The sequence below is a fragment of the Rhodococcus sp. NPDC054953 genome (assembly GCF_053609225.1).
In genome coordinates this window covers 81665-103628 of the sequence record NZ_JBSGXD010000005.1, presented here as the reverse complement: position 1 = coordinate 103628, position 21964 = coordinate 81665, and the positions used below count along the sequence as shown (strand labels likewise).

17 protein-coding genes are annotated in these 21964 nt (G+C 71.3%); 4 read left to right on the top strand and 13 right to left on the bottom strand.

The window, feature by feature from the left end; genetic code table 11:
* Window positions 1-40: 40 nt before the first annotated feature.
* The 5 genes from ACWF62_RS05570 to ACWF62_RS05550 all read right to left on the bottom strand — a co-directional run bounded on the left by ACWF62_RS05570 (window position 41) and on the right by ACWF62_RS05550 (window position 6618).
* Window positions 41-2584, bottom strand: a complete 2544-nt coding sequence (locus tag ACWF62_RS05570) for a [protein-PII] uridylyltransferase (protein WP_378506616.1) — start codon at window positions 2582-2584, stop codon at window positions 41-43.
* On the bottom strand, window positions 2574-2912 hold the full coding sequence (locus ACWF62_RS05565; protein ID WP_378506615.1) for a P-II family nitrogen regulator: 339 nt from the start codon (window positions 2910-2912) through the stop codon (window positions 2574-2576). The genes ACWF62_RS05570 and ACWF62_RS05565 overlap by 11 nt, the downstream gene beginning before the upstream one ends.
* A gap of 5 nt (window positions 2913-2917) precedes the next feature.
* Complete coding sequence (locus ACWF62_RS05560; protein ID WP_378506750.1) at window positions 2918-4246, bottom strand: ammonium transporter; 1329 nt, start codon at window positions 4244-4246, stop codon at window positions 2918-2920.
* 261 nt (window positions 4247-4507) lie between these two features.
* Window positions 4508-5935 carry a signal recognition particle-docking protein FtsY gene (ftsY, locus tag ACWF62_RS05555; protein WP_378506614.1) on the bottom strand — a complete coding sequence of 476 codons (1428 nt, stop codon included), beginning with the start codon at window positions 5933-5935 and terminating at the stop codon, window positions 4508-4510.
* Between the two features lie 56 nt (window positions 5936-5991).
* A complete protein-coding gene (locus ACWF62_RS05550) occupies window positions 5992-6618 on the bottom strand; it encodes a TetR/AcrR family transcriptional regulator (protein WP_378506613.1) in 627 nt (208 codons plus the stop codon).
* 247 nt (window positions 6619-6865) lie between these two features.
* Between ACWF62_RS05550 and ACWF62_RS05545 the strand changes: the two genes are divergently transcribed.
* From ACWF62_RS05545 to ACWF62_RS05535, 3 genes are read left to right on the top strand one after another with little or no spacing between them, the layout of a single operon-like run.
* The gene (locus ACWF62_RS05545; RefSeq protein WP_452629625.1) at window positions 6866-7906 is read left to right on the top strand and encodes an NAD(P)-dependent alcohol dehydrogenase; all 1041 of its coding nucleotides are present in this window, start codon (window positions 6866-6868) and stop codon (window positions 7904-7906) included.
* Between the two features lie 23 nt (window positions 7907-7929).
* Window positions 7930-9588, top strand: coding sequence for a class I adenylate-forming enzyme family protein (locus tag ACWF62_RS05540; protein ID WP_378506612.1), 1659 nt, complete (start codon window positions 7930-7932; stop codon window positions 9586-9588).
* Entirely contained in the window at window positions 9585-11369 is a 1785-nt protein-coding gene (locus ACWF62_RS05535) for an N-acyl-D-amino-acid deacylase family protein (RefSeq protein WP_452629576.1), read from the top strand. Before ACWF62_RS05540 ends, ACWF62_RS05535 begins: the two co-directional genes overlap by 4 nt.
* A gap of 66 nt (window positions 11370-11435) precedes the next feature.
* Here the strand turns inward: ACWF62_RS05535 and smc are convergent, their stop codons facing one another.
* The gene (gene smc / locus ACWF62_RS05530) at window positions 11436-15044 is read right to left on the bottom strand and encodes a chromosome segregation protein SMC (protein ID WP_378569954.1); all 3609 of its coding nucleotides are present in this window, start codon (window positions 15042-15044) and stop codon (window positions 11436-11438) included.
* A gap of 60 nt (window positions 15045-15104) precedes the next feature.
* On the bottom strand, window positions 15105-15869 hold the full coding sequence (locus ACWF62_RS05525) for a VOC family protein (RefSeq protein WP_378506609.1): 765 nt from the start codon (window positions 15867-15869) through the stop codon (window positions 15105-15107).
* Window positions 15870-16023: 154 nt separating this feature from the next.
* Here ACWF62_RS05525 and ACWF62_RS05520 point away from each other — a divergent pair, with 154 nt between their 5' ends.
* Complete coding sequence (locus ACWF62_RS05520) at window positions 16024-17586, top strand: APC family permease (protein ID WP_378569955.1); 1563 nt, start codon at window positions 16024-16026, stop codon at window positions 17584-17586.
* A gap of 70 nt (window positions 17587-17656) precedes the next feature.
* On the opposite strand, the gene ACWF62_RS05515 is transcribed toward ACWF62_RS05520, so the two are convergent.
* The 6 genes from ACWF62_RS05515 to ACWF62_RS05490 form a co-directional block, all read right to left on the bottom strand.
* Window positions 17657-18112: a DUF350 domain-containing protein gene (locus ACWF62_RS05515; RefSeq protein ID WP_378506607.1), complete on the bottom strand. Its 456-nt coding sequence runs from the start codon at window positions 18110-18112 to the stop codon at window positions 17657-17659.
* 41 nt (window positions 18113-18153) lie between these two features.
* Window positions 18154-19320, bottom strand: coding sequence for a glutathionylspermidine synthase family protein (locus ACWF62_RS05510; protein ID WP_378506606.1), 1167 nt, complete (start codon window positions 19318-19320; stop codon window positions 18154-18156).
* Complete coding sequence (locus ACWF62_RS05505; RefSeq protein ID WP_378506748.1) at window positions 19320-19829, bottom strand: hypothetical protein; 510 nt, start codon at window positions 19827-19829, stop codon at window positions 19320-19322. Before ACWF62_RS05505 ends, ACWF62_RS05510 begins: the two co-directional genes overlap by 1 nt.
* A 174-nt stretch (window positions 19830-20003) precedes the next feature.
* Window positions 20004-20285 carry an acylphosphatase gene (locus tag ACWF62_RS05500; protein WP_378506605.1) on the bottom strand — a complete coding sequence of 94 codons (282 nt, stop codon included), beginning with the start codon at window positions 20283-20285 and terminating at the stop codon, window positions 20004-20006.
* An 11-nt stretch (window positions 20286-20296) separates the two neighbouring features.
* Window positions 20297-21478 (bottom strand): SMP-30/gluconolactonase/LRE family protein, encoded by a 1182-nt coding sequence (locus ACWF62_RS05495; protein ID WP_452629575.1) that lies wholly within the window; start codon window positions 21476-21478, stop codon window positions 20297-20299.
* Window positions 21479-21491: 13 nt separating this feature from the next.
* Entirely contained in the window at window positions 21492-21935 is a 444-nt protein-coding gene (locus tag ACWF62_RS05490) for an OsmC family protein (RefSeq protein ID WP_378506603.1), read from the bottom strand.
* Window positions 21936-21964: the final 29 nt, after the last annotated feature.

Here is a 21964-nt window from a genome sequence, read left to right as displayed (position 1 = left end):
GACCGGCACGGGGCCCGTCCGCGGACACGTGCACACCAGCCTAGCCGCTCGGGGCGGCACCCCCCTCCTCCCCGCCCCTCGGCGGCGCCGGGGCGGGCACCACCGACAGGATCGCCGCCGCCAGGTCCGCGCGGGTGACCCGCGGATCGCCGTCGCCGAGGTGAAGGCAGAACGCGTCGACCACGGAGGTGCCGAGGGTGGTGACCTTCGCCCACCGGACGTCCGCACCGTGCTGCTCGAGCACCGCGGCGAGCCGGCACAGCATGCCGAGCCGGTCCTCGGTGCGCAGTTCGAGGATCACCTGCCCCGGGACGTCGGAGTCGAACCAGATGATCCGCGGCGGCGCCTGCGCGTACTGCACCGGCACTCCCGCCGCGCCCAGGTCGAGCACCTGCTCCTGCTGTGCGGCCCGCTCCTTCTCGGCGAGGGTGGTGACCAGGTCCAGTTCGCCTGCCGTCGCCCGGATCAGCTCCTGCCGCAGCAGCCCGGCCTGCGGGGGTGCACCGAAGCGGGGCGCGACGGTGAACGAGTTCACCACCGCATCGCCGTGACTGCCGACCGCCGCCGACAGCACCCGCAGCGAGTGCAGGGCCAGCACCCCGGCCGCGTCGGACAGCAGGCCGGGCACGTCCGGCGCGATCACCGTCACCGTGTAGGTGTGGGGCCCCTCGGCCGGCGTCAGCATCACGTGCACACCCCCGCCCTCGGCGAGGGCGGCGTGTTCCGGGTCGATCGGGTCGGGTTCCGGCAGCGGCTCGCCCGCCATCACCAGCCTGCAGCGACGCACCAACTCCCCGATGAGCGTCGCCTTCCACTCGCCCCACACCCCGGGCCCGGTCGCGAGCGAATCGGCTTCGGCGAGCGCGTAGAGCAACTCGAGCAGCACCGGGTCGTGTCCGAGCGCGTCGGCCACCATCCGCACGGTCGCGGGATCGTCCAGGTCTCGGCGGGTTGCGGTGTCCGGGAGCAGCAGGTGGTGCCGGACCATCGCACTGAGCACGGTGACATCCGACGGCCACAGGCCGAGCCGCCTGCCGATCTGGGTGGCCAGGTCGGCCCCGACGACGCTGTGGTCGCCGCCGCGCCCCTTCCCGATGTCGTGCAGCAACGCACCGAGGAGCAGCAGATCCGGGCGGGTGACCCGGGTGGTGAACGCACTCGCCTGGACCGCCGTCTCCACGAGGTGCCGGTCCACCGTCCAGGTGTGCACGGCGTCGCGGGGCGGCAGGTCGCGAACCGAGCCCCATTCGGGCAGCAGCCGCCCCCACAGCCCGGTGCGGTCGAGCGCCTCGATCACCGCTGCCGTCCGCGGCCCCGACCCCACCAACACCAGCAGATCCGCGAGCGCCTCCGTCGGCCACGGCTCCCGCAGCTCCGGCGCGCTGTCGGAGAGCCTGCCGAGGGTGGACGCCGAGATCGGCATGCCGGTCCGGGCTGCGGCCGCGGCGACCCGCATGATCAGCCCGGGGTCCCGCGACGGTGTCGCGTCCCGCGCCAGCACCACCTCCCCGGCATGCTCGACGACCCCCTCGTCGAGCGGCCGCCGCACCGGCACCCGACGGAGTCGGGCCAGGCCGCGCCGCGGCAACCCGTTGCCCGCCGTCCGCAGCCCCACGTCCACCGAGTAGCCGATGGTGCGGGCCGAGTCGCTCAACGTCCTGGCCAGGTCAAAGCGGTCACCGATCCGCAGCGCGGCCCCGATCTCGTCGGCGTCCTGTGCGCGGACCTGGTCCCTGGCGCGGCCGGCTACCCGGTGCAGTTCGGTGCGGACATCGAGCAGCCGCAGATGCGCGGAGGCCAGCCCCCCGCCCGGCGCATCCGGCCCGAGTCCCGTTGCCGCGTCGGTCAACTGGGCGATCGCCAGCGCGTCAAGCAGCTGGACGTCGCGCAGTCCGCCGCGGCCGTTCTTGACGTCGGGTTCGGCGCGATGCGCGATCTCCCCGCTGCGGGACCACCGCGCGCGGGTCATCTCCACGAGTTCATCGAAGCGGGACCGGATCCCGGCCCGCCACTGCCGCCGCACCCCCCCGATCAGCAGGTTCGTCAGCTCCGCATCCCCGGCGATGTGCCGCGCCTCGAGCAGGCCCATTGCCGCGGTCAGGTCGGTGGCCGCAACCTGCAACGCCTGCGGCACCGTCCGCACACTGTGGTCGAGCTTGATGTGCGCGTCCCACAACGGGTACCAGAGCCGGTCCGCGACATCGGCGACCACGCCGGGGTCCATGTCGTCGTGCAGCAGCACCAGGTCGAGGTCCGAGTGCGGAAGGAGCTCCCGGCGGCCGAGGCCGCCGACGGCGACGATCGCGAAGCCGCTGTCCGCGGTGATCCCGAGTTCGGCGCCCTTGGTGGTCAACCAGAACTCGTGCAGCTCCACCATCGCCGACCGCAACGCGGGGGCGTCGAGCCTGCGGGCGCGGGAACCACGGTCCAGCAACTGCTTCCGTGCCCGGACCAGGTCGTCGGCGGCGACGATGTGGTCGTGGCCGGGTGTCGGGGTGCCCGCGAACGCGGGTGGCCCCGACCCCGCCGCTGCTGCGACGGGATCGGGGCCACCGGATGCGGACCCTGTCGGGTCAGATGGCATCCGCGCCCCGCTCGCCGGTCCGGACCCGGATGACGGACTCGACCGGGCTCACCCACACCTTGCCGTCACCGATCTTGCCGGTGCGGGCGGCCTCGACGATCACCTCGACGACCTTGTCGACCACGCTGTCGTCGACGACGACCTCGACACGGACCTTCGGGACGAAGTCGACCGAGTACTCGGCACCCCGGTACACCTCGGTGTGCCCCTTCTGCCTGCCGTACCCCTGGACCTCGCTGACGGTCATGCCCAGCACGCCTGCCTGCTCCAGCCCGGTCTTGACGTCCTCGAGCGTGAACGGCTTGACGATTGCGGTGATGAGCTTCATTGAATTCATGCCTCCCTGACGGACGTGCGCACCGGTGCCGAGATTGCCGAGCCAACCGAACCCCCACCGCCGAGTGCGGCGAAGTCGTAGGCGTTCTCGGCGTGCTCAGTATCGTCCAGACCGCGGGCCTCGGCCTCGTCACTCGCCCGCAGACCGATCGTGAACTTCACGATGAGCGCGACGACGGTGGTGGCGACGAGCGAGTACAGCAGCACCGCGCCCGCACCGACCGCCTGGCGCCACAGCTGGTCGAGGCCCCCACCATAGAACAGGCCGTCCACCGCGGCGGGTGCGTCCGCCGTCGCGACGAAGCCGACCAGCAGGGTGCCGACGATGCCGCCGACCAGGTGGACACCGACGACGTCGAGGGAGTCGTCGAAGCCGAAGCGGTACTTGAGGCCGACCGCGAGGGCGCACAGGGCGCCTGCGACGACACCGATGACGAGGGCACCGACCACGTCCACCGACGAGCAGGCCGGAGTGATCGCGACCAGGCCAGCGACGATGCCGGAGGCGCCGCCGAGGGTGGTGGCGTGCCCGTCCCGCAGCCGCTCGACGAGCAGCCAGGCGAGCATCGCGGCGGCGGTGGCGACGAGGGTGGTGACGAACGCGGCGCCTGCGATCCCGTTGGAGCCGACCGCGGACCCGGCGTTGAAGCCGAACCAGCCGAACCACAGCAGCGCGGCGCCGAGCATCACGAACGGCAGGTTATGCGGGCGGAACGGGGTGGCGGGCCAGCCGCGACGCTTGCCGAGCATCAGGGCGAGGACCAGGCCAGCGACACCGGCGTTGATGTGCACCGCGGTACCACCGGCGAAGTCGATCGCCTTGACCGAGTTCGCGATCCAGCCGCCGGTCTCGGCGGTGACGCCGTCGAAGGAGAAGACCCAGTGCGCGACCGGGAAGTAGACGACGGTGGCCCACAGCCCGGCGAACAGCAGCCACGGCCCGAACCGCATGCGGTCGGCGACAGCACCGGAGATCAGGGCGACGGTGAGAATCGCGAACATCGCCTGGAAGGCGACGAACACCGTCGCCGGGATGGTGCCGACGAGCGGGATCGCGGCGGCGGCCCCGGTCTCCGCGTCCGCCAGGTAGGAGCCACCGAACAGACCCTTGAGCCCGAAGAACTGGAACGGGTCGCCGATCAGCCCGCCCTTGTCCTCGCCGAACGCCATCGAATAGCCGTACAGCGCCCACAGGACACCGACGACGCCCATCGCGCCGACACTCATCATGATCATGTTCAGAACGCTCTTCGCGCGGACCATGCCGCCGTAGAAGAACGCCAGACCGGGCGTCATCAGCAACACCAGCGCGGCGCTCATCAGCATCCACGCGGTATCACCGGCGTCCGGTGCTCCGATAGTCGGGAATTCCACCTTGTGCCTCCTCCTTCGTCAGGTCGCCCGCTGCTCGCGGCTTTCGACTTGAGGAGAAGAGTGCTCATCGGGTGTTTCGGCTGTGACGCCCTCGCGTTTCGCGCACGTGAACGCATCGCGGATGTGTGTTGCTACTAGGTTTCGCGGCCCTGACAGGCCGAGTTGTTGCCCCGTGCGACCCGCCGGGGCTTCCCCTCGGCCTGCTGCCGCGGTTCAGCCGAGGAGCGCGTCCACGAACGCCTCCGGCTCGAACGGCGCCAAATCGTCGGCGCCCTCACCGAGCCCGACCAGCTTCACCGGCACACCCAGCTCGTGCTGCACCTGGAACACGATGCCGCCCTTCGCGGTGCCGTCGAGCTTGGTGAGCACGACGCCGGTGATGTCGACGACCTCCGCGAACACCCGGGCCTGGACGAGCCCGTTCTGCCCGACGGTCGAGTCGAGCACCAGCAGCACCTCGTCGACCACGGCCCGCTTCTCGACGACCCGCTTGACCTTGCCGAGCTCGTCCATCAGGCCGGTCTTGGTGTGCAGGCGGCCCGCGGTGTCGACGATGACGACGTCCACACCGGTCTCGATGCCCTTGGTGACGGAGTCGAACGCGATCGCGGCGGGGTCCCCGCCCTCGGGTCCGCGGACAACCTCGGCACCGACCCGCTCGGCCCACGTCTGCAGCTGGTCCGCTGCCGCGGCGCGGAAGGTGTCGGCGGCGCCGAGCAGCACCCGGCGGCCGTCCGCGACGAGCACCCGCGCGAGCTTGCCGGTGCTGGTGGTCTTGCCGGTGCCGTTGACGCCGACCACGAGCAGGACGCCGGGGGTCGCATCGTGCGGCAACGCCCGGATCGAGCGGTCCATCTCCGGGTGCAGCGCCTCGATCAGCACCTTGCGGAGCAGCGCGCGGGCCTGCGCCTCGGTCTTGACGTTGCCGGACGCGATCTCCGCCCGCAACTTCCCGACGACCTCCTCGGTCACGGCGCTGCCGAGGTCGGCGATGATCAGGGTGTCCTCGATCTCCTCCCAGGAGTCCTCGTCCAGGTCGCCGCCGCCGAGCAGGCCGAGCAGCGACTTGCCGACCGCGTTCTGAGATCGGGAGAGACGGCCGCGGAGCCGGTCGAGCCTGCCCTCGGTCGGCGCGATCTCCTCGATGACGGGCGCAGCGGGCGCCTCCGGTTCCGGGGCGGGCGCCGCGGCCGGCTCCTCGACGACGGGCTCCTCAACGACCGGCTCGGCGACGACCGGCTCGGCGACCGGCGCTTCGTCGGCGGGGGCCGCGGCCTGCTCCTCAACCGCAGGCGTCTCGACGACCGGCGCGGCGGCCGTGGGCTCCTCCACCACCGGCTCCGCGACGACCGGCTTCTCGACGACGGGCTTCTCGACGACGGGCTTCTCGACGACCTTCGGTTCCGCTGGCACCGGCTTCGGCGCGGGCGGGGCGGTGGCCGTGCTCCCCTCACTGAAGTTGAAGCCGCCCGCCGACGTGTACCCGCCCGACCGGTCGGTGGCCTCGCCGAGCGCCTCGGGCCGCTCGGTCTTCGGGGTCAGGCTGACCTGCCGTCGCCGGTACAGCACCCCACCGACGACGAGGGCAACGATGAGGACGGCCAGTACGGCCGCGATGGCGATCCAAGCTCCGGTAGTCACCGACCCATACTCTCAGGCCGCGCGGCCTGCGGCGCACATGGTGCGCCTGCCGACGGTCATGGAGCCGACAGGGCCGGGAACCAGATGTCGGTGAGCACCTCCGCCGCCGTCTCCGCGGTCACGTCGATCGTGCCCTGCACCGCCCACCGGGTGAAGAAGCGTTCGAGCTGCGTGAGCAGGAGATCGACCCGCAGCCGGGCCTCGTCGCGCCGGTCCTCGGGCCAGCGGTCGAGGTACGTCGTCATCGCGTTCGGCAGGGCGAGCATCCCGTGGCGGGCGACGGCCTGCATGTCCGGCTCGAGCACGGTCGCCTCGTCCCAGGCCTGGAGCATGTCCTTGTTCTGCTGGAGCCACCCGATGGCACGCGTGATCCAGCCGGTGAGCTCCTCCCGCGAACCGGTGTCGAGGACCCGGTCGAGGTCCCGGTACACCGCGAGGGTGCTGGGCGCCATGTCCCGCTCGGCCAGGACCAGCAACACGTCGACCTTGGCCGTGAAGTGCAGGTAGAAGGTGGCCCGGCTGCACCCGACCTGAGCTGCGATGTCGTCGACGGTGACTGCGGCGTATCCCCGCGCGCTGAACAGGGTCCGGGCGGATTCCTCGATCTTGGCCCGGGTCGCCTTCTTCTGCTCCTCCCGCAGGGTGCTCTTCCGCTTGCGTGGCTTGTCGGCCGTGTCCGCCATGCCCCCAGGCTAGCGGGTGCCCACTGACTGGACTCTATGCCACAAACAAGACATAAAGTTTGTCACTTGACACAACGTCAGCGAATACTAGTCTATCGCCCAGATCACACGGGCGTTGCCGCTTGCTGGGGTCGAGTCGAGCCCGATTCCGGTCAAACACCGGAATCCGGGCACCCCGCACCCACAGGAGTACGCCCATGAGTCCCGCACACCCGCCCCGGTGGCCGCACAGGACGGCGACGGCTCGATGCGCGCGCTGCAACTGACCGGCCCCGGTGTGATCGAGGTCCGGGACGTCCCGGTCCCCGAGCTCGGTCCGTCCGATCTGCTGATCCGGGTCGGCGCGGCGGGCCTCTGCCACTCCGACCTGCACCTGCTGCACTTCCCGGTGAAGATGCGGGAGGAGCCGCTGACCCTCGGGCACGAGATCGCGGGCACGATCGAGGCGGTCGGCGACGCGGTCGACGGCCGCAGCATCGGTGAGCGCGGCGTGATCTACCTGTGCTGGTCGTGTGGGGTGTGCCGGGAATGCCTGACCGGCAACGAGAACGTCTGCCTGGCGGCGGGCCGCACCGCGATGCCGCCGTGTCCCGGCCTCGGCCCGGACGGGGGGATGGCCGACTATGTCCGGGTGCCCGCGCGGTCGTTCGTCCCGATCGGCGACCTCGACTTCCTGCAGGCCGCCCCGATCGCCGACGCCGCACTGACCAGCTGTCACGCGATCCGCGGCGCCCGCGACCACCTCGGCCCCGGCTCCACCGCCGTGGTGATCGGCGTCGGCGGCCTCGGGCACGTCGCCGTCCAGATCCTTCGCGCGACCAGCGCGACCCGGGTCGTTGCGGTCGACGTCGGCGACGACCGGCTCGCGCTCGCGGCCCACTGCGGCGCCGAGGTCACCTTCGAATCCGGCCCGGACACCGCCCGCCGGATCCTCGACCTCACCGGTGGTCGCGGCGCGGACGCGGTGTTCGACTTCGTCGGCATCGACGCCACCGCACGCATGGCGGTCGAGTCGGTGGCACCGAACGGGGCGTACCGGATGATCGGGCTCGGCGGCGGCGTCCCCGGGGTGACGGCCGACGCCGCTGGCGGCCCCGGCTGGCCGTGGGGTGCGTCGGTGCGCAAGTCGTACGGCGGCACCCGAGGTGACCTCGTTGACGCGATCACCCTTGCGCAGACCGGGCGGCTCGTCGTCGCGGTGGAGCGGTTCGACCTGCGCGACGCCCGCAACGCCTTCGACCGCCTCGAAGCGGGCCACATCCGGGGCCGCGCGGTCCTCGTCCCCTGACCCCCGAACGACAAGGAAGACACGTGACGAAGGCCGATGATCCCCTGGCGCAGATCGCCTCCGTGATCGCCGCGCTCACCGGGCCCGGTGGCCGGTTCGAGCTCGGCGTCGAGGACGTCCTCGGCGCCGCGATGCCGGTGATGGTTGGCCGGAACCGGTCCCTCGGCGACGTCCTCGCCGCGTCCCTCGAGTACGGCGACCGCGACTACCTGGTCACCGAGGACCGCCGGATGTCCTACGCGGAGCACGGCGCCGCCGTTGCCGCGCTCGCGACGGCACTGCGCGACCGGTACGGCGTCGGACCGGGCGATCGCGTCGCGATCCTCGCCGCCAACACGCCCGAGTGGGTGCTGACGTTCTGGGCCACCCAGTCGCTCGGCGCGATCGCCGTCGGATTCAACGCCTGGTGGGCGCCGCGCGAGATCGACTACGGGATCGGGCACACGCGCCCGTCAGTGCTGATCGTCGACGGACCGCGCGCCACGCGGCTCGAGGGCCTCGCCGTGGACACGCCGGTGCTCACGATGGAAGCGGACCTGCCCCGGCTGGTGGAGGAGTTCGCCGGCGCCGAGCTGCCGCGCACCGAGGTCGACGAGGACGACCCGGCGGCGATTCTGTACACCAGCGGCACCAGCGGACGTCCGAAGGGTGCGGTGCATTCGCAGCGAAACCTGGTGGCCGTCATCGACTACCACCGCTACAGCGACGCCCTCACCGCGGCGTTCGCGGGCACCCCGGCCTCCGACGGGCCGAGCGATCTGCGCTACCTGCTCACCTCTCCCCTGTTCCACATCGCCAGCCTGCACAATCTGATCGTGCCGCGGCTCGCGACGGGCAGCGCCGTGGTGATCCACGAGGGTTCCTTCGATGTGGACCGGGTGCTTCGGCTGATCGAACGGGAACGGGTCACCAACTGGGGTGCGGTGCCGACGATGGCGAATCGTCTCCTCGACCACCCCGGCCTGAACCGGTACGACCTGTCGTCGCTGACCGCGTTCGCGCTGGCGTCGGCTCCGTCGTCCCCGACCTTCCAGGAGCGGCTGCGGGAAACGCTGCCATTCGCGCGGAATGCGCTGGTCGACAGCTACGGGCTCACCGAATGCTGCACCGCGGTGTCCGTCGCGACGCCGATGGACCTGGACACCTTCCCCGGCACCCTGGGCCGCCCGATCATCGGTGTCGCGGTCGAGGTCCGCGACCCGTTCGGCGACCCAGTGCCGGACGGCACCGAGGGCGAGATCTGCGTGCGGAGCCCGTACGTGATGCTGGGCTACTGGGAGGACGACGCGGCGACCGCGGCGGCCATCACCGACGACCGGTGGCTGCACACCGGCGACGTCGGCGTCTTGGACGGCGGGATGATCCGGCTCACCGGACGCCGATCCGACCTGATCCTGCGGGGCGGGGAGAACGTCTATCCCGTCGAGGTCGAGCAGTGCCTCGACGAGCATCCGGCCGTCGCGGAGTGCGTGGTGATCGGCGTCGACCACCCGGACCTCGGGGAGGAGGTTGCCGCGGTGGTGGTGACGCGACCGGGCGATGACGTGTCGGCGGAGGCGTTGCGCGCCTATGCCGCCGACCGGCTCGCGTACTTCAAGGTGCCGACCCGGTGGCGGATCACCACGACGCCGCTGCCGCGCAACGCGACCGGCAAGACAATGCGAACGAGGGTGCAGCTGTGACGAACCGACCAGTGCCCGGCGATCCCCGCGACGGGACGCGCTTCGACGTCATCATCAGGAACGGCCGCTGGTTCGACGGCACCGGCGCCACGTCCGCGATCCGGAACCTCGGCATCCGCGGCGGGCGGGTCGCGGTCGTCTCGATCGACCCGCTCGACGAAACCGGGTGCCCGCAGGTGCTCGACGCCTCCGGCAAGTGGGTCATGCCGGGCATGCTCGACATTCACACGCACTACGACGTCGAGGTCCTCCTGAGCCCGGGACTGCCCGAATCGGTGCGGCACGGCGTCACCTCGGTCTTCCTCGGTTCCTGTTCGCTGTCCGCCGTCCACGCGGACCCCTCCGATGCGGGCGACCTGTTTGGCCGGGTCGAGGCCATCCCGCGCAGGCACGTCGTCGACACGCTCACCCAATCCAAGACGTGGACCTCGGCGCACGAGTACATCGAGGCGATCGAGGCGCTGCCGTTGGGCCCGAACGTGTCTTCCTTCCTTGGGCATTCGGACATTCGTTCCGCGCGGATGGGACTGGACCGGGCGACCCGCAAGGAGGTCGCGCCGACGCAGGCCGAGCTCGACGCGATGGCGGCCATGCTGGAGGAGGCGCTCGACGCGGGCTTCGTCGGCCTGTCCACACAGGAACTGCTGTTCGACAAGCTAGACGGTGACCTCTGCCGGTCCCGGACACTGCCCTCGACCTATGCGACGCGGAAGGAGCGCCGCAGGCTCGGCGCAATCCTGCGACGCCGGGGTCGGGCGTTGCAGGCGGGCCCCGACGTGGCCCGTCCGCAGTCGATGGTCGCGTTGGCGCTGAGCAGCGTTGGCCTGTTCCGGCGTCCGCTGAAGGTGAGCCTGCTCTCCGCCGCCGACGTCAAGGCGACACCGGCTGCGGCGCACCTCTTCCCGGCGATGGCGAAGGCGATCAACGCGCTGGGCGGCGACTTCCGCTGGCAGCATCTTCCTGTGCCGTTCGAGGTGTACGCGGACGGCATCGATCTGCCGGTGTTCGAGGAGTTCGGCTCCGGCGCCGAGGCATTGCACCTGTCGAACCAGATCGAGGAGCGGCGGGCGCTGCTCGCCGACGTGGACTACCGGCGACGTTTCCGCGCGGACTACGACAAAAAGTACGGGCCGCGGGTCTGGCACCGGGACTTCTTCGACGCCGAGATCGTCGAATGCCCGGACACTTCGGTGATCGGCAAGACCTTCGGGCAGGTCGGGGTCGACCGGGGCGGGGTGCACCCCGTCGACGCGTTCCTCGATCTGGTCGTCGAGCACGGCACCAAGGTGCGGTGGCGTACCACGATCTCGAACCACCGCCCGGCGGTGCTCGACCGGTTCGCCGCCGACCCCGGCATCCAGCTGGGCTTCTCCGACGCGGGCGCGCACCTGCGGAACATGGCCTTCTACAACTTCGGACTGCGGTTGCTGCGCCGCGTTCAGGACGCCGAGCGGGCGGGAACACCGTTCATGTCGGTGGAACGGGCGGTGCACCGCCTGACCGGGGAGCTCGCCGACTGGTATCGGCTCGATGCCGGGCACCTGCGGATCGGTGACCGGGCCGACGTGGTGGTGATCGACCCCGCGCACCTCGATGCCACGCTCGACGCATACGCCGAGTGCCCGGTGCCGGAGTACGACGGACTGTCGCGCATGGTGAACCGGAACGAGGATGCGGTGTCCGCGGTGTTCGTCGGCGGCGAATGCGTCGTCTGCGACGGGGTCCCGACACCCGTCCTCGGCGTCCGGCGAACCGGGACCTTCCTGCGCGCCTCCCCCTGACCGAATGTGGGATTCGGTCACTTGAAGTGACCGAATCCCACATTCGGTCAGGAAGGGGGGCGGTGGCTAGTCGGCGACCGGGGCGGGTTCGGCGACATTCTGGCCGCGCAGCCGCTGCGAAATCACCTGCGTGATGCCGTCGCCGCGCATGCTGACACCGTAGAGCGCGTCGGCGATCTCCATCGTCGGCTTCTGGTGCGTGATGACGATCAGCTGCGACTTCTCCCGCAGCTGCTCGAACAGGCTGATCAGCCTCCGCAGGTTGGTGTCGTCGAGCGCCGCCTCCACCTCGTCCATCACGTAGAACGGCGACGGCCGGGCCCGGAAGATCGCGACCAGCATCGCGACCGCGGTCAGGGACTTCTCGCCACCCGAGAGCAGGGACAGGCGCTTGACCTTCTTGCCGGGGGGACGGGCCTCGACCTCGATGCCGGTAGTAAGCATGTCGCCCGGGTCGGTGAGCAGTAGACGGCCCTCCCCGCCGGGGAACAGCGTCCCGAACACCTGCACGAACTCGCGCTCGACGTCCACCCAGGCGTCGGTGAACACCTGCAGGATGCGGGCGTCGACGTCGGCGACGACACCGAGCAGGTCCTTGCGGGCCGTCTTGACGTCCTCGAGCTGTGTGGACAGGAAGTTGTACCGCTCCTCGAGCGCGGCGAACTCCTCGAGCGCGAGCGGGTTCACTCGACCGAGGGTGGCGAGGTCCTTCTCGGCGCGCTTGGCCCGCCGTTCCTGAGTGGCGCGGTCGTAGGCCATCGGCGTCGGCGCGACCACCTGCTCGCCCCGCTCCTTCGCCTGCTCGTACTCGGCGATCTCGAGCTCGGACGGCGGCAGCGGCACGTCGGGACCGTACTCGGCGACCAGGTCGTCGAGGCCGATGGCGTGCTGTTCGGAGATCGCGGCCTCGAGCTGTTCGATGCGGGTCGCGGCCTGCGCGCGGGCCACCTCGTCCCGGTGCACGGCATCGGTGAGCGCGGTCAGCTGCGCGGTCAACTGCCGGACCCGTTCCTTGACCGCCTCGACCTGCGTGGCGCGCTCGACCCGTTGACGGGTCAGGTCGTCGCGATGGGCAAGGGCGGCGGCGACGACGGTGTCGAGATGCGCGGCGACCTTCACACCGGATGCGGCGACGGCAGCGGCGACGGCGGCGGCGTTCTTCCGTGCCGACATCGCCCGTTCGGCGCGCGCCCGCGCCTCCCGTTCGGCCCTGGCCGCGCGACGCAGCGAATCCGCCTTGCCGCGAACGGATTCCGCTCGTTCCTCCGCGGTCCGCAGGGACAGGCGGGACTCGACCTCCACCGCCCGCACCTCCGCAAGCGCCGCGGACGCCGCCTCCCGTTCGCTGCTGTCGATCACGGTGTTGGCGCCCGGCCCGCCGGACTGCTCCTGCTGGGCGAGCGTCAACCGCTCCTCGAGGTCCCGCAGGGACGCGATCGCGTCCTCCCGACCGGATTCGGCTGCGGCACGCTGCGCGGCGAGCCGATCCGACTCGGCGTGCGCGGCGCGGGCCACCTGCCCGAGGCGGCCGAGCTGCTCGTAGATCGCGGACATCGCCGCATCGGATTCGTGCAGCGCGGCGAGGGCATGCTCGGCGGTCTCGGCGCGATCCCCGTGCTCTGCGCGGGCGCCGGCCAGCGCGGCGGTCAGTTCCTCGGATCGCCGCTCGGCATCGGCGAGCGACGCCGTCGAGGCGTCAATGGCCGACTGCACCTCAAGGGTCGACGGCCTGCGGTCCGATCCGCCGATCACCCAGCCCGCACCGACGAGGTCGCCGGTCCGAGTGACCGCCCGCCACCGCGGGTGCGCGGCAACGACATCCGTAGCCGTCGCGATGTCGTCGACGACCAGCACCGCTCCGAGCAGCGCGGTGAGCGCGCCGCGCAGCGACGCCGGGTGCTCGACCAGGTCGAGCGCGGCTCGGGCGGCAGACGGCGGGGTCGGGTCGCCGCCGGGCGCCGGGGTGTGCGTGACGACGAGGGCTGCCCGACCGCCGTCGGCCCGCTCGAGTGCGTCGACGGCCGCGTGCGCCGCGTCGAGGGATTCGGCGGCCACCGCGTCGGCCGCCGGACCGAGCGCCGCGGCGATCGCCGCCTCGTAGCCCGCGGCGATCCGCAGCTGCCCGGCCAGCGGACCGATGAGGCCGTCGCCGGACCGGTTCTCGAGCAGCCACGCTGCGCCGTCCTTCTGCTGCAGGCCGATCGCGAGCGCCTCGATCCGGGCGCGCAGCGACGCGACCTCCTGACCCGAGGCGCGCTCGGCGTCCTGCAGTTCGGTGACCCGCGCCGTCGCCGACTCGAGCGCCGCGACGGACCGCTCGTGGTGCGAGTCCAGCCCGAGTTCGCCCGCGTCGAGTTCGTCGACCCGCTCCTGCACGGACTCGAACTCCGCCTGTGCGGCGTCCCCGCGGGCGCGGGCGTCGTCGATCGCGAGTGTCAGGCGGGCCACCTCGGCGTCCACCGAGTCGGCGCGGGTGCGCAGCGTGTCCACCTGGCCGGTCAGCCGGGCCAGGCCCTCACGCCGGTCGGCGACCGCACGCACCGCCGCCATGTGGGCGCGTTCGGCATCGGCCGCCGCCTCCTCGTACTCGGCGAGGGTGTCCTGCGCGGCGTCGAGGGTGGCGCGCGCGATCTCCACGGCCTCCTGCAGTTCCAGCTCCTCGGCGGCGACCCGCTCGGCCTGCTCGTCCAGCTGATCGGGGTCCTGGCCCCGATGCGCCACCGGATCCTCGTCGAGGTGCCGGGCCCGTTCGGTCGCGATCCGGACGGTGGCGCCGACCCGCTCGGCGAGCGCGGACAGCTGGAACCAGGTCTGCGCGGCGGCCTCCGCGCCGGGGGTGAGCCGGGCAAGGGCCTGCTCGTGGGCGCCGAGTTCGGTGCTCGCCTCCTCCAGGTCGCCCTGCACGTGCTCCTGTTGGGCCCTGGCGATGGCCTCGTTCTCGGACTGCGAGGCCAGCTCGGTGCGCCGGGTCACCAGATCGTCGGCCGCGAGCCGGAGCCGGGCGTCGCGCAGGTCGGCCTGCACGGTCTGCGCGCGGCGTGCCACCTCGGCCTGCCTGCCGAGCGGTTTGAGCTGGCGCCGCAGTTCGGTGGTCAGGTCGGTCAGCCGGGCCAGGTTGGCCTGCATCGAGTCGAGCTTGCGGACCGCCTTTTCCTTGCGTTTGCGGTGCTTGAGGACGCCCGCGGCCTCCTCGATGAACGCGCGGCGGTCCTCGGGCCGGGACTCCAGGATCGCCGCGAGGCGGCCCTGCCCGACGATGACGTGCATCTCCCTGCCGATTCCGGAATCGGACAACAGTTCCTGCACGTCCATCAACCGGCAGGAGGTGCCGTTGATCTCGTACTCGCCCGCGCCGTCGCGGAACATCCGCCGGGTGACGGACACCTCCGAGTACTCGATCGGGAGGGCGCCGTCGCTGTTGTCGATCGTCAAGGTCACCTCGGCACGGCCGAGCGCGGCCCGGCCGCTGGTGCCGGCGAAGATGACGTCCTCCATCTTGCCGCCGCGCAACGCCTTGGCGCCCTGCTCGCCCATCACCCAGGTCAACGCGTCGAGAATGTTCGACTTGCCGGACCCGTTCGGTCCGACGACGCAGGTGATGCCCGGCTCGAAACGCAGAGTCGTCGCGGAGGCGAAGGACTTGAATCCTTTCAGCGTCAGACTCTTGAGATGCACAGCCGATGAGATTACGGCACCACACCGACCGATTCCGCCACCCCGCGCCAGGACCGCGGGCTACCCGTGCGGGCAACCGACGGTGAATCGGGCGCCGAACGGGTCGGTGATCTCGGCGATCCGGCCGTAGATCATGTCCGCGGCGTCCTCCGCGGTCCCACCGCAGGCCCGCGCCGCCGCGACCGCCGCGTCCGCGTCGTCGACCTGGAACAGCGTGCCCCACGCCGAGGTGGCGGCGCTCGGGTCGCCGGCGATGCCGCCGATCTCGTGTCCGTCGGGCCTGCGCAGGAAGGTGAAGTCCATGTCCGGCATGTCCTCGTTCCCGTCCAGGGTGAAGTCGAACACCGCGGCGTAGAAGTCGCGGGCGGCGCCGGGGTCGGGGGTCACCAGGTCGTTGCGCAGCAGTGCGCCCGCCTCGTTCACCAGTTCGCAGCCGACGTGCGCCCGCCCCTGCCACAGCCCGACCTGCGCGCCGGACGGGTCGCGGACGATCGCCATCCGCCCCTGGTCCATCACGTCCATCGGGTCCACCAGCAGCTCGCCGCCGTGGTCCCGGCAGCGCGCGACGGTGGTGTCGAGGTCGTCCGTCGCCAGATACACGCTCCACCAGAAGTCCGACGCGGCTGGATCCGGGTTCGGCATCATCGCCGCGACCTTCTTCCCCCCGACCAGGCACATCGTGTACCGGCCGTACTCCTCGGGGCCGACGTCGAACTCCCAGCCGAGGACCGCGCCGTAGAACGACATCGCGCGATCCAGGTCGGGGATTCCAAGATCGATCCAGGTGGGGGTGCCGAGCGGCTGGTTGGTGGTGATCGTGCTCATCGCTGCTCCTTGGGGGGTTGCATCGACAGCGGGCCGACCCGGGGCCGGCGACCGGCGGACCGTCCCAGCCTCCATCGTCGACGGCCCCGGCGCCAGCCGAGCCGGGCGGGGGCACCGGGTCCGCGGTCCGCACCCGTGCCCTAGGCTGCCGCCAGTGATCGATGGTGCGGCGCAGGCCGCAATGCGTGGCGACGTGGACGTCCCCGAGAAGGGGTTGCGGGCGGGGGCGTTGACCCTCGCCTCGAGTGTGGCGATCGGGGTCGCGTCGGCGGGACCCGCCTACAGCATCGCCGCGACCCTGGGGCTGGTGGTCGCTGCGGTCGGGTTGCAGGCGCCGATCGTCGCGCTGCTGGCGTTCGTTCCGATCCTGTTCGCGGCGTTCGGGTATCAGCAACTCAACCGCGCCGACCCCGACTGCGGCACCACGTTCGTGTGGGCGACCCGGGCGTTCGGGCCGGCCTGGGGCTGGATGGCAGGCTGGGCCATCGTCGTCGCTGATGTCCTGGTGATGGCGAGCATGGCGCAGGTGGCGGGCCAGTACACGTTCCTGCTGTTCGGCGCGGACGGCATCGGACACGACCCGACCCACGTCGCGGTGCTGGTCCTGGGTGTCGCGTTCATGCTCGCGATGACGTGGCTGTGCTTCCGCGGGATCGAACTGTCCGCCCGGATCCAGTCGGTGCTGCTGACGGTCGAGTTCGTCGCGCTCGTCGTGTTCGCGGCGGTGGCCCTGGTCCGGGTCTGGATCGGCCGCGCCGGGGAGGCCTCGATGACACCGCAGTGGAGCTGGTTCAACCCGTTCGAGATCGGCTCGTTCTCCACCTTCGTCAACGCAATCCTGCTGATGGTGTTCATCTACTGGGGCTGGGACTCGGTGGTCTCGGTCAACGAGGAGACCGTGGACTCCCGGCGCACCCCCGGCCGGTCCGCGGTCATCTCCACGATCGTCCTAGTCGCGCTGTACGTGCTGGTGACGATCGCCGCGCAGTCCTTTGCTGGCGTGTCGGCCGAGGGCACCGGACTCGCCAACCCCGACCACTTCGACGACTTCTTCGCCGCGCTCGGCACCGCGGTGTTCGGGGACGGACCGCTCGGGGTGTTCGCCGTGCACGTGCTGCTGCTGATGATCCTCACCTCGGCGGTCGCCTCGACGCAGACGACGATCCTGCCGACCGCGCGGACCACCCTGGCGATGGGCGTGTTCAGGGCGCTGCCCGCGAACTTCGCGACCGTGCACCCGCGGTTCCGGACCCCGACGGTGTCGACCCTCGCGATGGGCGGGGTGTCCGCCGTCCTCTACGTGGTATTCAACTTCCTCGCCGCGGGCGACCTGATCTACGACTCCGTCGCCGCGATCGGTATCGCGGTCGGCTTCTACTACGGGATGACGGGCCTGGCCTGCGCCTGGTTGTACCGCGCCGACCTGCGGGCCGGTGGCCGCGAGCGGTGGATGCGGGTGCTCCTTCCGCTGGCGGGCGGGGCGATGCTGGTGTTCGCCGCGGCGTGGACGGCCGTGACCTCGTTTGCCGCGGACTACGGCGAGACGTACTGGACGCTGCCGTTCGCGCCGCACTGGCAGGTCGGCGGGGTGTTCCTGATCGGGGTCGGTTCGATGGCGATCGGCCTGCCACTGATGTGGTGGTGCCGGCGCCGCGAGCCCGCGTTCTTCGACGGCGACACCATCGACCGCGGACTCCCCAACTCCCCGAAACGTTGAACGGGGGTTCATGTGTCATCCGGCGTCCGGACTTGACACATGAACCCCCGTTCACTGCAGGGCGGCGGGGTCAGAGAATGGCGAACGCCACGATCAGGCCGAGCGCCACGTGGGCGGCGGCGACGACGAGGACCTCCGGTGTGAACCGCTCCCGGTCGAGCACCTCACCGATGTCGATGGCGGTGACGAGTTCAACAAGGCGAACCGAGATGACCTGGGCGGCGATGCCGACGAGCCCGAACACGGCGCTGTAGATCAGGCCCTCGACGAGCTTGCCGGACGAGGCGTAGATCGCGAGCACGATGATGAGCGCCATGCTCACCATCCCGGACGCGGTCACGACCGCCGCGTTCGGCCTGCCCGCCCGCACCAGGTCGCGGAGCTTGCCTGGGGTGGTCCAGTCGATCGCGAAGAAGCCGAGCACCATCAGGGCGAGGCCGAGGATCGCGTACAGCACGATCGCGGACACCCCGCGGCCGAGGGTGGACCAGTAGTCGCTGCCGAGGGCTACCACCGCAGTGGTCATCGAGGTACTCCGTTCATCGGGTGGGTGAGGTACTTCCTGGGTCAGGGCTGCGGGATGCGGTGCGGCACGAAGGCGGCGCCGTCATCGGTGACCAGGCCCGCGGTCTCCCGGATGCCGAGCCCGGCCGCCTCGTCACCGACGATCCACGCGCCGAGCGCGGGCCGCATCCCGTCGAATGCGGGGAGCGGGTCGAGCAACTGATACACGAACCCCTCCTCCCCGTAGATGCCGCCGGTCGCGGTGTCCATGCCCGCACCGACGATCGACACGTTGGCACCCTCGCGGCCGAGCTTCGGCTTGCGCACGTACTCGGTCAGCTCGTGCGGGTCGTCGAGGTAGGCGGGCAGCAGGTTCGGGTGCCCGGGGTACATCTCCCACAGCACGGCGAGGATCGCCTTGTTGCTCAGGATCGCCTTCCACAGCGGCTCCACCCACAGCGTCTCCGGCAGGAGTTCGAGTGCGCGCCTTCCGAACTCGTCGTCGAGGATCCACTCCCACGGATACAGCTTGAACAGGCTGGAGATCGGCGCCTCCTCGAGGTCGACGAACCGGTGCAGGTCGGCGTCGAAGCCGACCTCCTCGATCGCGAGGGCGACGGTGTCCAGCCCCGCCTCGGCGGCGCATTCCTGCATGTAGGCGACGGTGACATTGTCCTCGCCGCTGAGGTCGGCGCTCGACCACGCGAGATGCAGTTCGGCACTGGGAAGCTGGGAACGGATCTCGGCCCAGCGCGCAACCAGCTTCTCGTGCAGGGAGTTCCACTGATCGTCGCCGGGGTGGGTGTCGGTCAGCCAGTGCCACTGCAGGATCGACGCCTCCAACAGCGTCGTCGGGGTGTCCGCGTTGTACTCGAGCAGCTTCGCCGGGCGCCGCGCGTCGTACCGGAGGTCGAAACGGCCGTACACGTGCGGGTCGCCGCGGCGCCAGGATTCAGCGATCGGTTCCCACGTCCACTCCGGCAGCCCGAAGTCGCGGTACCGCTCGGTGAGGATGACGTGGTCGACGGCCTTCAGGCACATCGAGTGCAGCAGTTCGACGTCCGCCTCCAGCGCGAGGATCTCGTCCATGTCGAACTCGTAGTGCACGGATTCGTCCCAGTAGGGCCGGTCGGTGCCGTCCGCCATCCGGGCGGGCGTGCCGAACACCATGCCCTGCGCGGCGACGGTTTCCCGCCAGCCCGGCCGCGGGGTGCTGCGGACGCGGCGCATCAGGTGCCGACGCTTCCGGAGCTCTTGCTCCCGAACCCGCCGCGCTGGACCGTGGTGCCGGACTTGGTCTTGATGGTGGTTCCCTTCGGGGTGACGACGGTGCCGCCGGACACCTTGGTGCCGACCGGTCCGCTCTTCCCGCCGTAGTAGTAGCGGTAGGTCGACCCGGCGTAGATGAACATCCCCGCCGACGAACCGGAGCCGGGTGTGCCCGTGGTGCAGTAGGACTCGTCGACGACGACCTCGGTGTCGGGGTCGATGCAGGTGGCCTCGACCTCGTCCGATGAGAGCACCGAGTAGCCGAGCGCGACCAACCCGACGATGCCGACGACGGCGACGCCGCCGATCATCGCCTTGCGCCGGGTCCGACGCTTCGCTTCGTCCTTCTCCGCCTGCTCGGCGGCCAACCTGTCCTGCTCCTCGCGGGCGCGGCGGGCCTTGTCGCGGGCGCGGGCCTCGCCGACGGTCGGCGGGCGCGGCGTGGTCGTTCCCGGGTCCTGACGGCGGATGCGTCCCGCAGCGGGCCGGGCCTCGCCGTCGTCACCGGCGCCGGTGCGCGGGTCCTGCTCGTCGGGTCCCATCGACCCCTCCCCCTCGTGTGTCGGTGTCCGCAGCCGACCCTAGGCCACCGGGCCCCGCGGCCCGCGCGGCACCCCCGACCGCCGCCGCAGCGGACGGCCGGGTCAGCGCTCGACGAATCCGACCAGGTTCCCGGCCGCGTCCGACCAGCTCTCGACGACCAGGTCGACGACGCCGGGCGTCGAGCCCGAGGTCAGCAGGTCCAGCAGCCGCTCGCAGTCCCGCCGCGAGCCCTCGGCGATCACCAGGACCCGGCCGTCGGGGCGGTTGGTCGCGTGCCCGACCAGGCCCAGTTCGAGTGCACGCGAGCGGGTCCACCACCGGAAGCCGACACCCTGCACGGTGCCGTGCACCCAGGCCGTCAGCCGGACCCGCTGCGCGTCCACGCCGTCCACTCTCAGGGTGCCGGCGTGAGACGGTGCACGGTGCCGTCGAAACCGGTGGTGTACAGCGACGTCGCGTCCCAGCCCTCGCCCTCGCCGAACCGGACGGACGAGGTGAGCGGCAACCCGGACGCGAGCTCGCAGGTGTCCCCGGTCGCGGGGTCGAGACGCACCACCGTGCCAGCGCCACCCAGCGCCATGTAGATCCGGCCGTCGGAGTCGACGGTCAGGTCGTCACCCGCGTTGGTGTGGCCGTTCCCCGGCAGGGTGAACGTGGTGGCGTCACCGGTCAGGTCCGCGGCGTCGAGGACGTGGATCTCGGTGCGCTTGTCGAAGGTGTTGCCGACATATACCCGTGAACCGGCCGTGGCGAGGCCGTTCGCGGAGCCGACGTCCGTGCGGACCCGTTCGGCGTCCGTCTCCCCCTCCGGGATCCGGATCAGGCCCGGGTCGTTGCCGAGGGCCTGGGTGACGAGGAGGTCGCCGTCGGCCAGTATGGCGAGGCCGTTCGGCATCGTCAGCCCCTCGGCGAGGGTGGTGCGGTCCGCGCCGTCCAGGCTCACCGACTCGACGGTGCCGTTGGTTCCGTTGTAGAGGCCGGCCATCACGTTGTTGCCGGTGGTGAACACCACCCGATCGCCGTCGACGACGAGTCCGCCGGGCGACGCGACGCCGGACACCAGCGTGCCCTTGTCGCCCTTGGGCGTCAGCGTGCGGATCGCGCCCTCGCCGAGGGCCGGGCTCTCCGACAGCAGCATCCGTCCCCCGTCGAACGCCAGGTTCTCCAGGACCCCGAATCCGCTCGCGACGGTGTCGACCGTCCACGGCGTGCAGGCGGGTGCCGCGGCGGGGGCGGCGGGGGTGGACGCGACAGCGGGCGCGGGCACGGCCGTCGACTGCGGCGCCGTGGTCGTTGTCGGGGCCGCGGCGGTGGTGGTCGCGGCAGGCGCACCGGGCAGCTGCGGCAGCGCGGGCAACGACGGAAGCGGCGGCAGGGCGGGGAGTTCCACCTCCAGCTCGGGCAGCTGCACCTGCGGGATCGGCAGCGTGCTCGTCGGTGCGGACGACGGCGTCGGAGTGGGCGACGGCGTGACCGGGGTCGGCGTGACCGGGGCGGGCTGTGCGGCGGCCAGTGGTGCACCGGCGACCACGCCGGCGACCACCGCGCCGACCATCGCAACGCGGGACAGAGTCATGGCGCCCATCAGATCACGAATCGGTTTCAATCGAAAGCCGAACGACGGTGCCGCTTTTCAGCGTGCGACCGACCGTGCAGACCTTGTCGATCGACTTCTCGACGACGGTGATCAGCCGCTGCTGGGCCTCCGCGTCGAGTTCGCTGAGATCGAGCTCGAGCACCTCCTCGAGCACCGGGTACACCTCGTTCTCCCGGTCGGCGGCGCCGGAAACCCGCACCGTGGCGTCGTAGTTGTCGCCGAGCCTGCGCGAGAGCGGCAGATCGGAGCTCATCCCGCTGCACGCCGCGAGCGCGATCTTCAGCAGCTCGCCCGGCGTGAACACGCCCTCGACCGACTCGGAGCCGATCAGCACCTCCGCGCCACGTGAGCTGCGGCCGGTGTAGCGGCGGGTGCCGGTGCGCTCGACCCACAAGTCGGTCGCGGCGGGGGCGGTCTCGGGGCTCTGGTCGGTCATGGCCCAATCCTGCCATTGCCGTCCCTGGC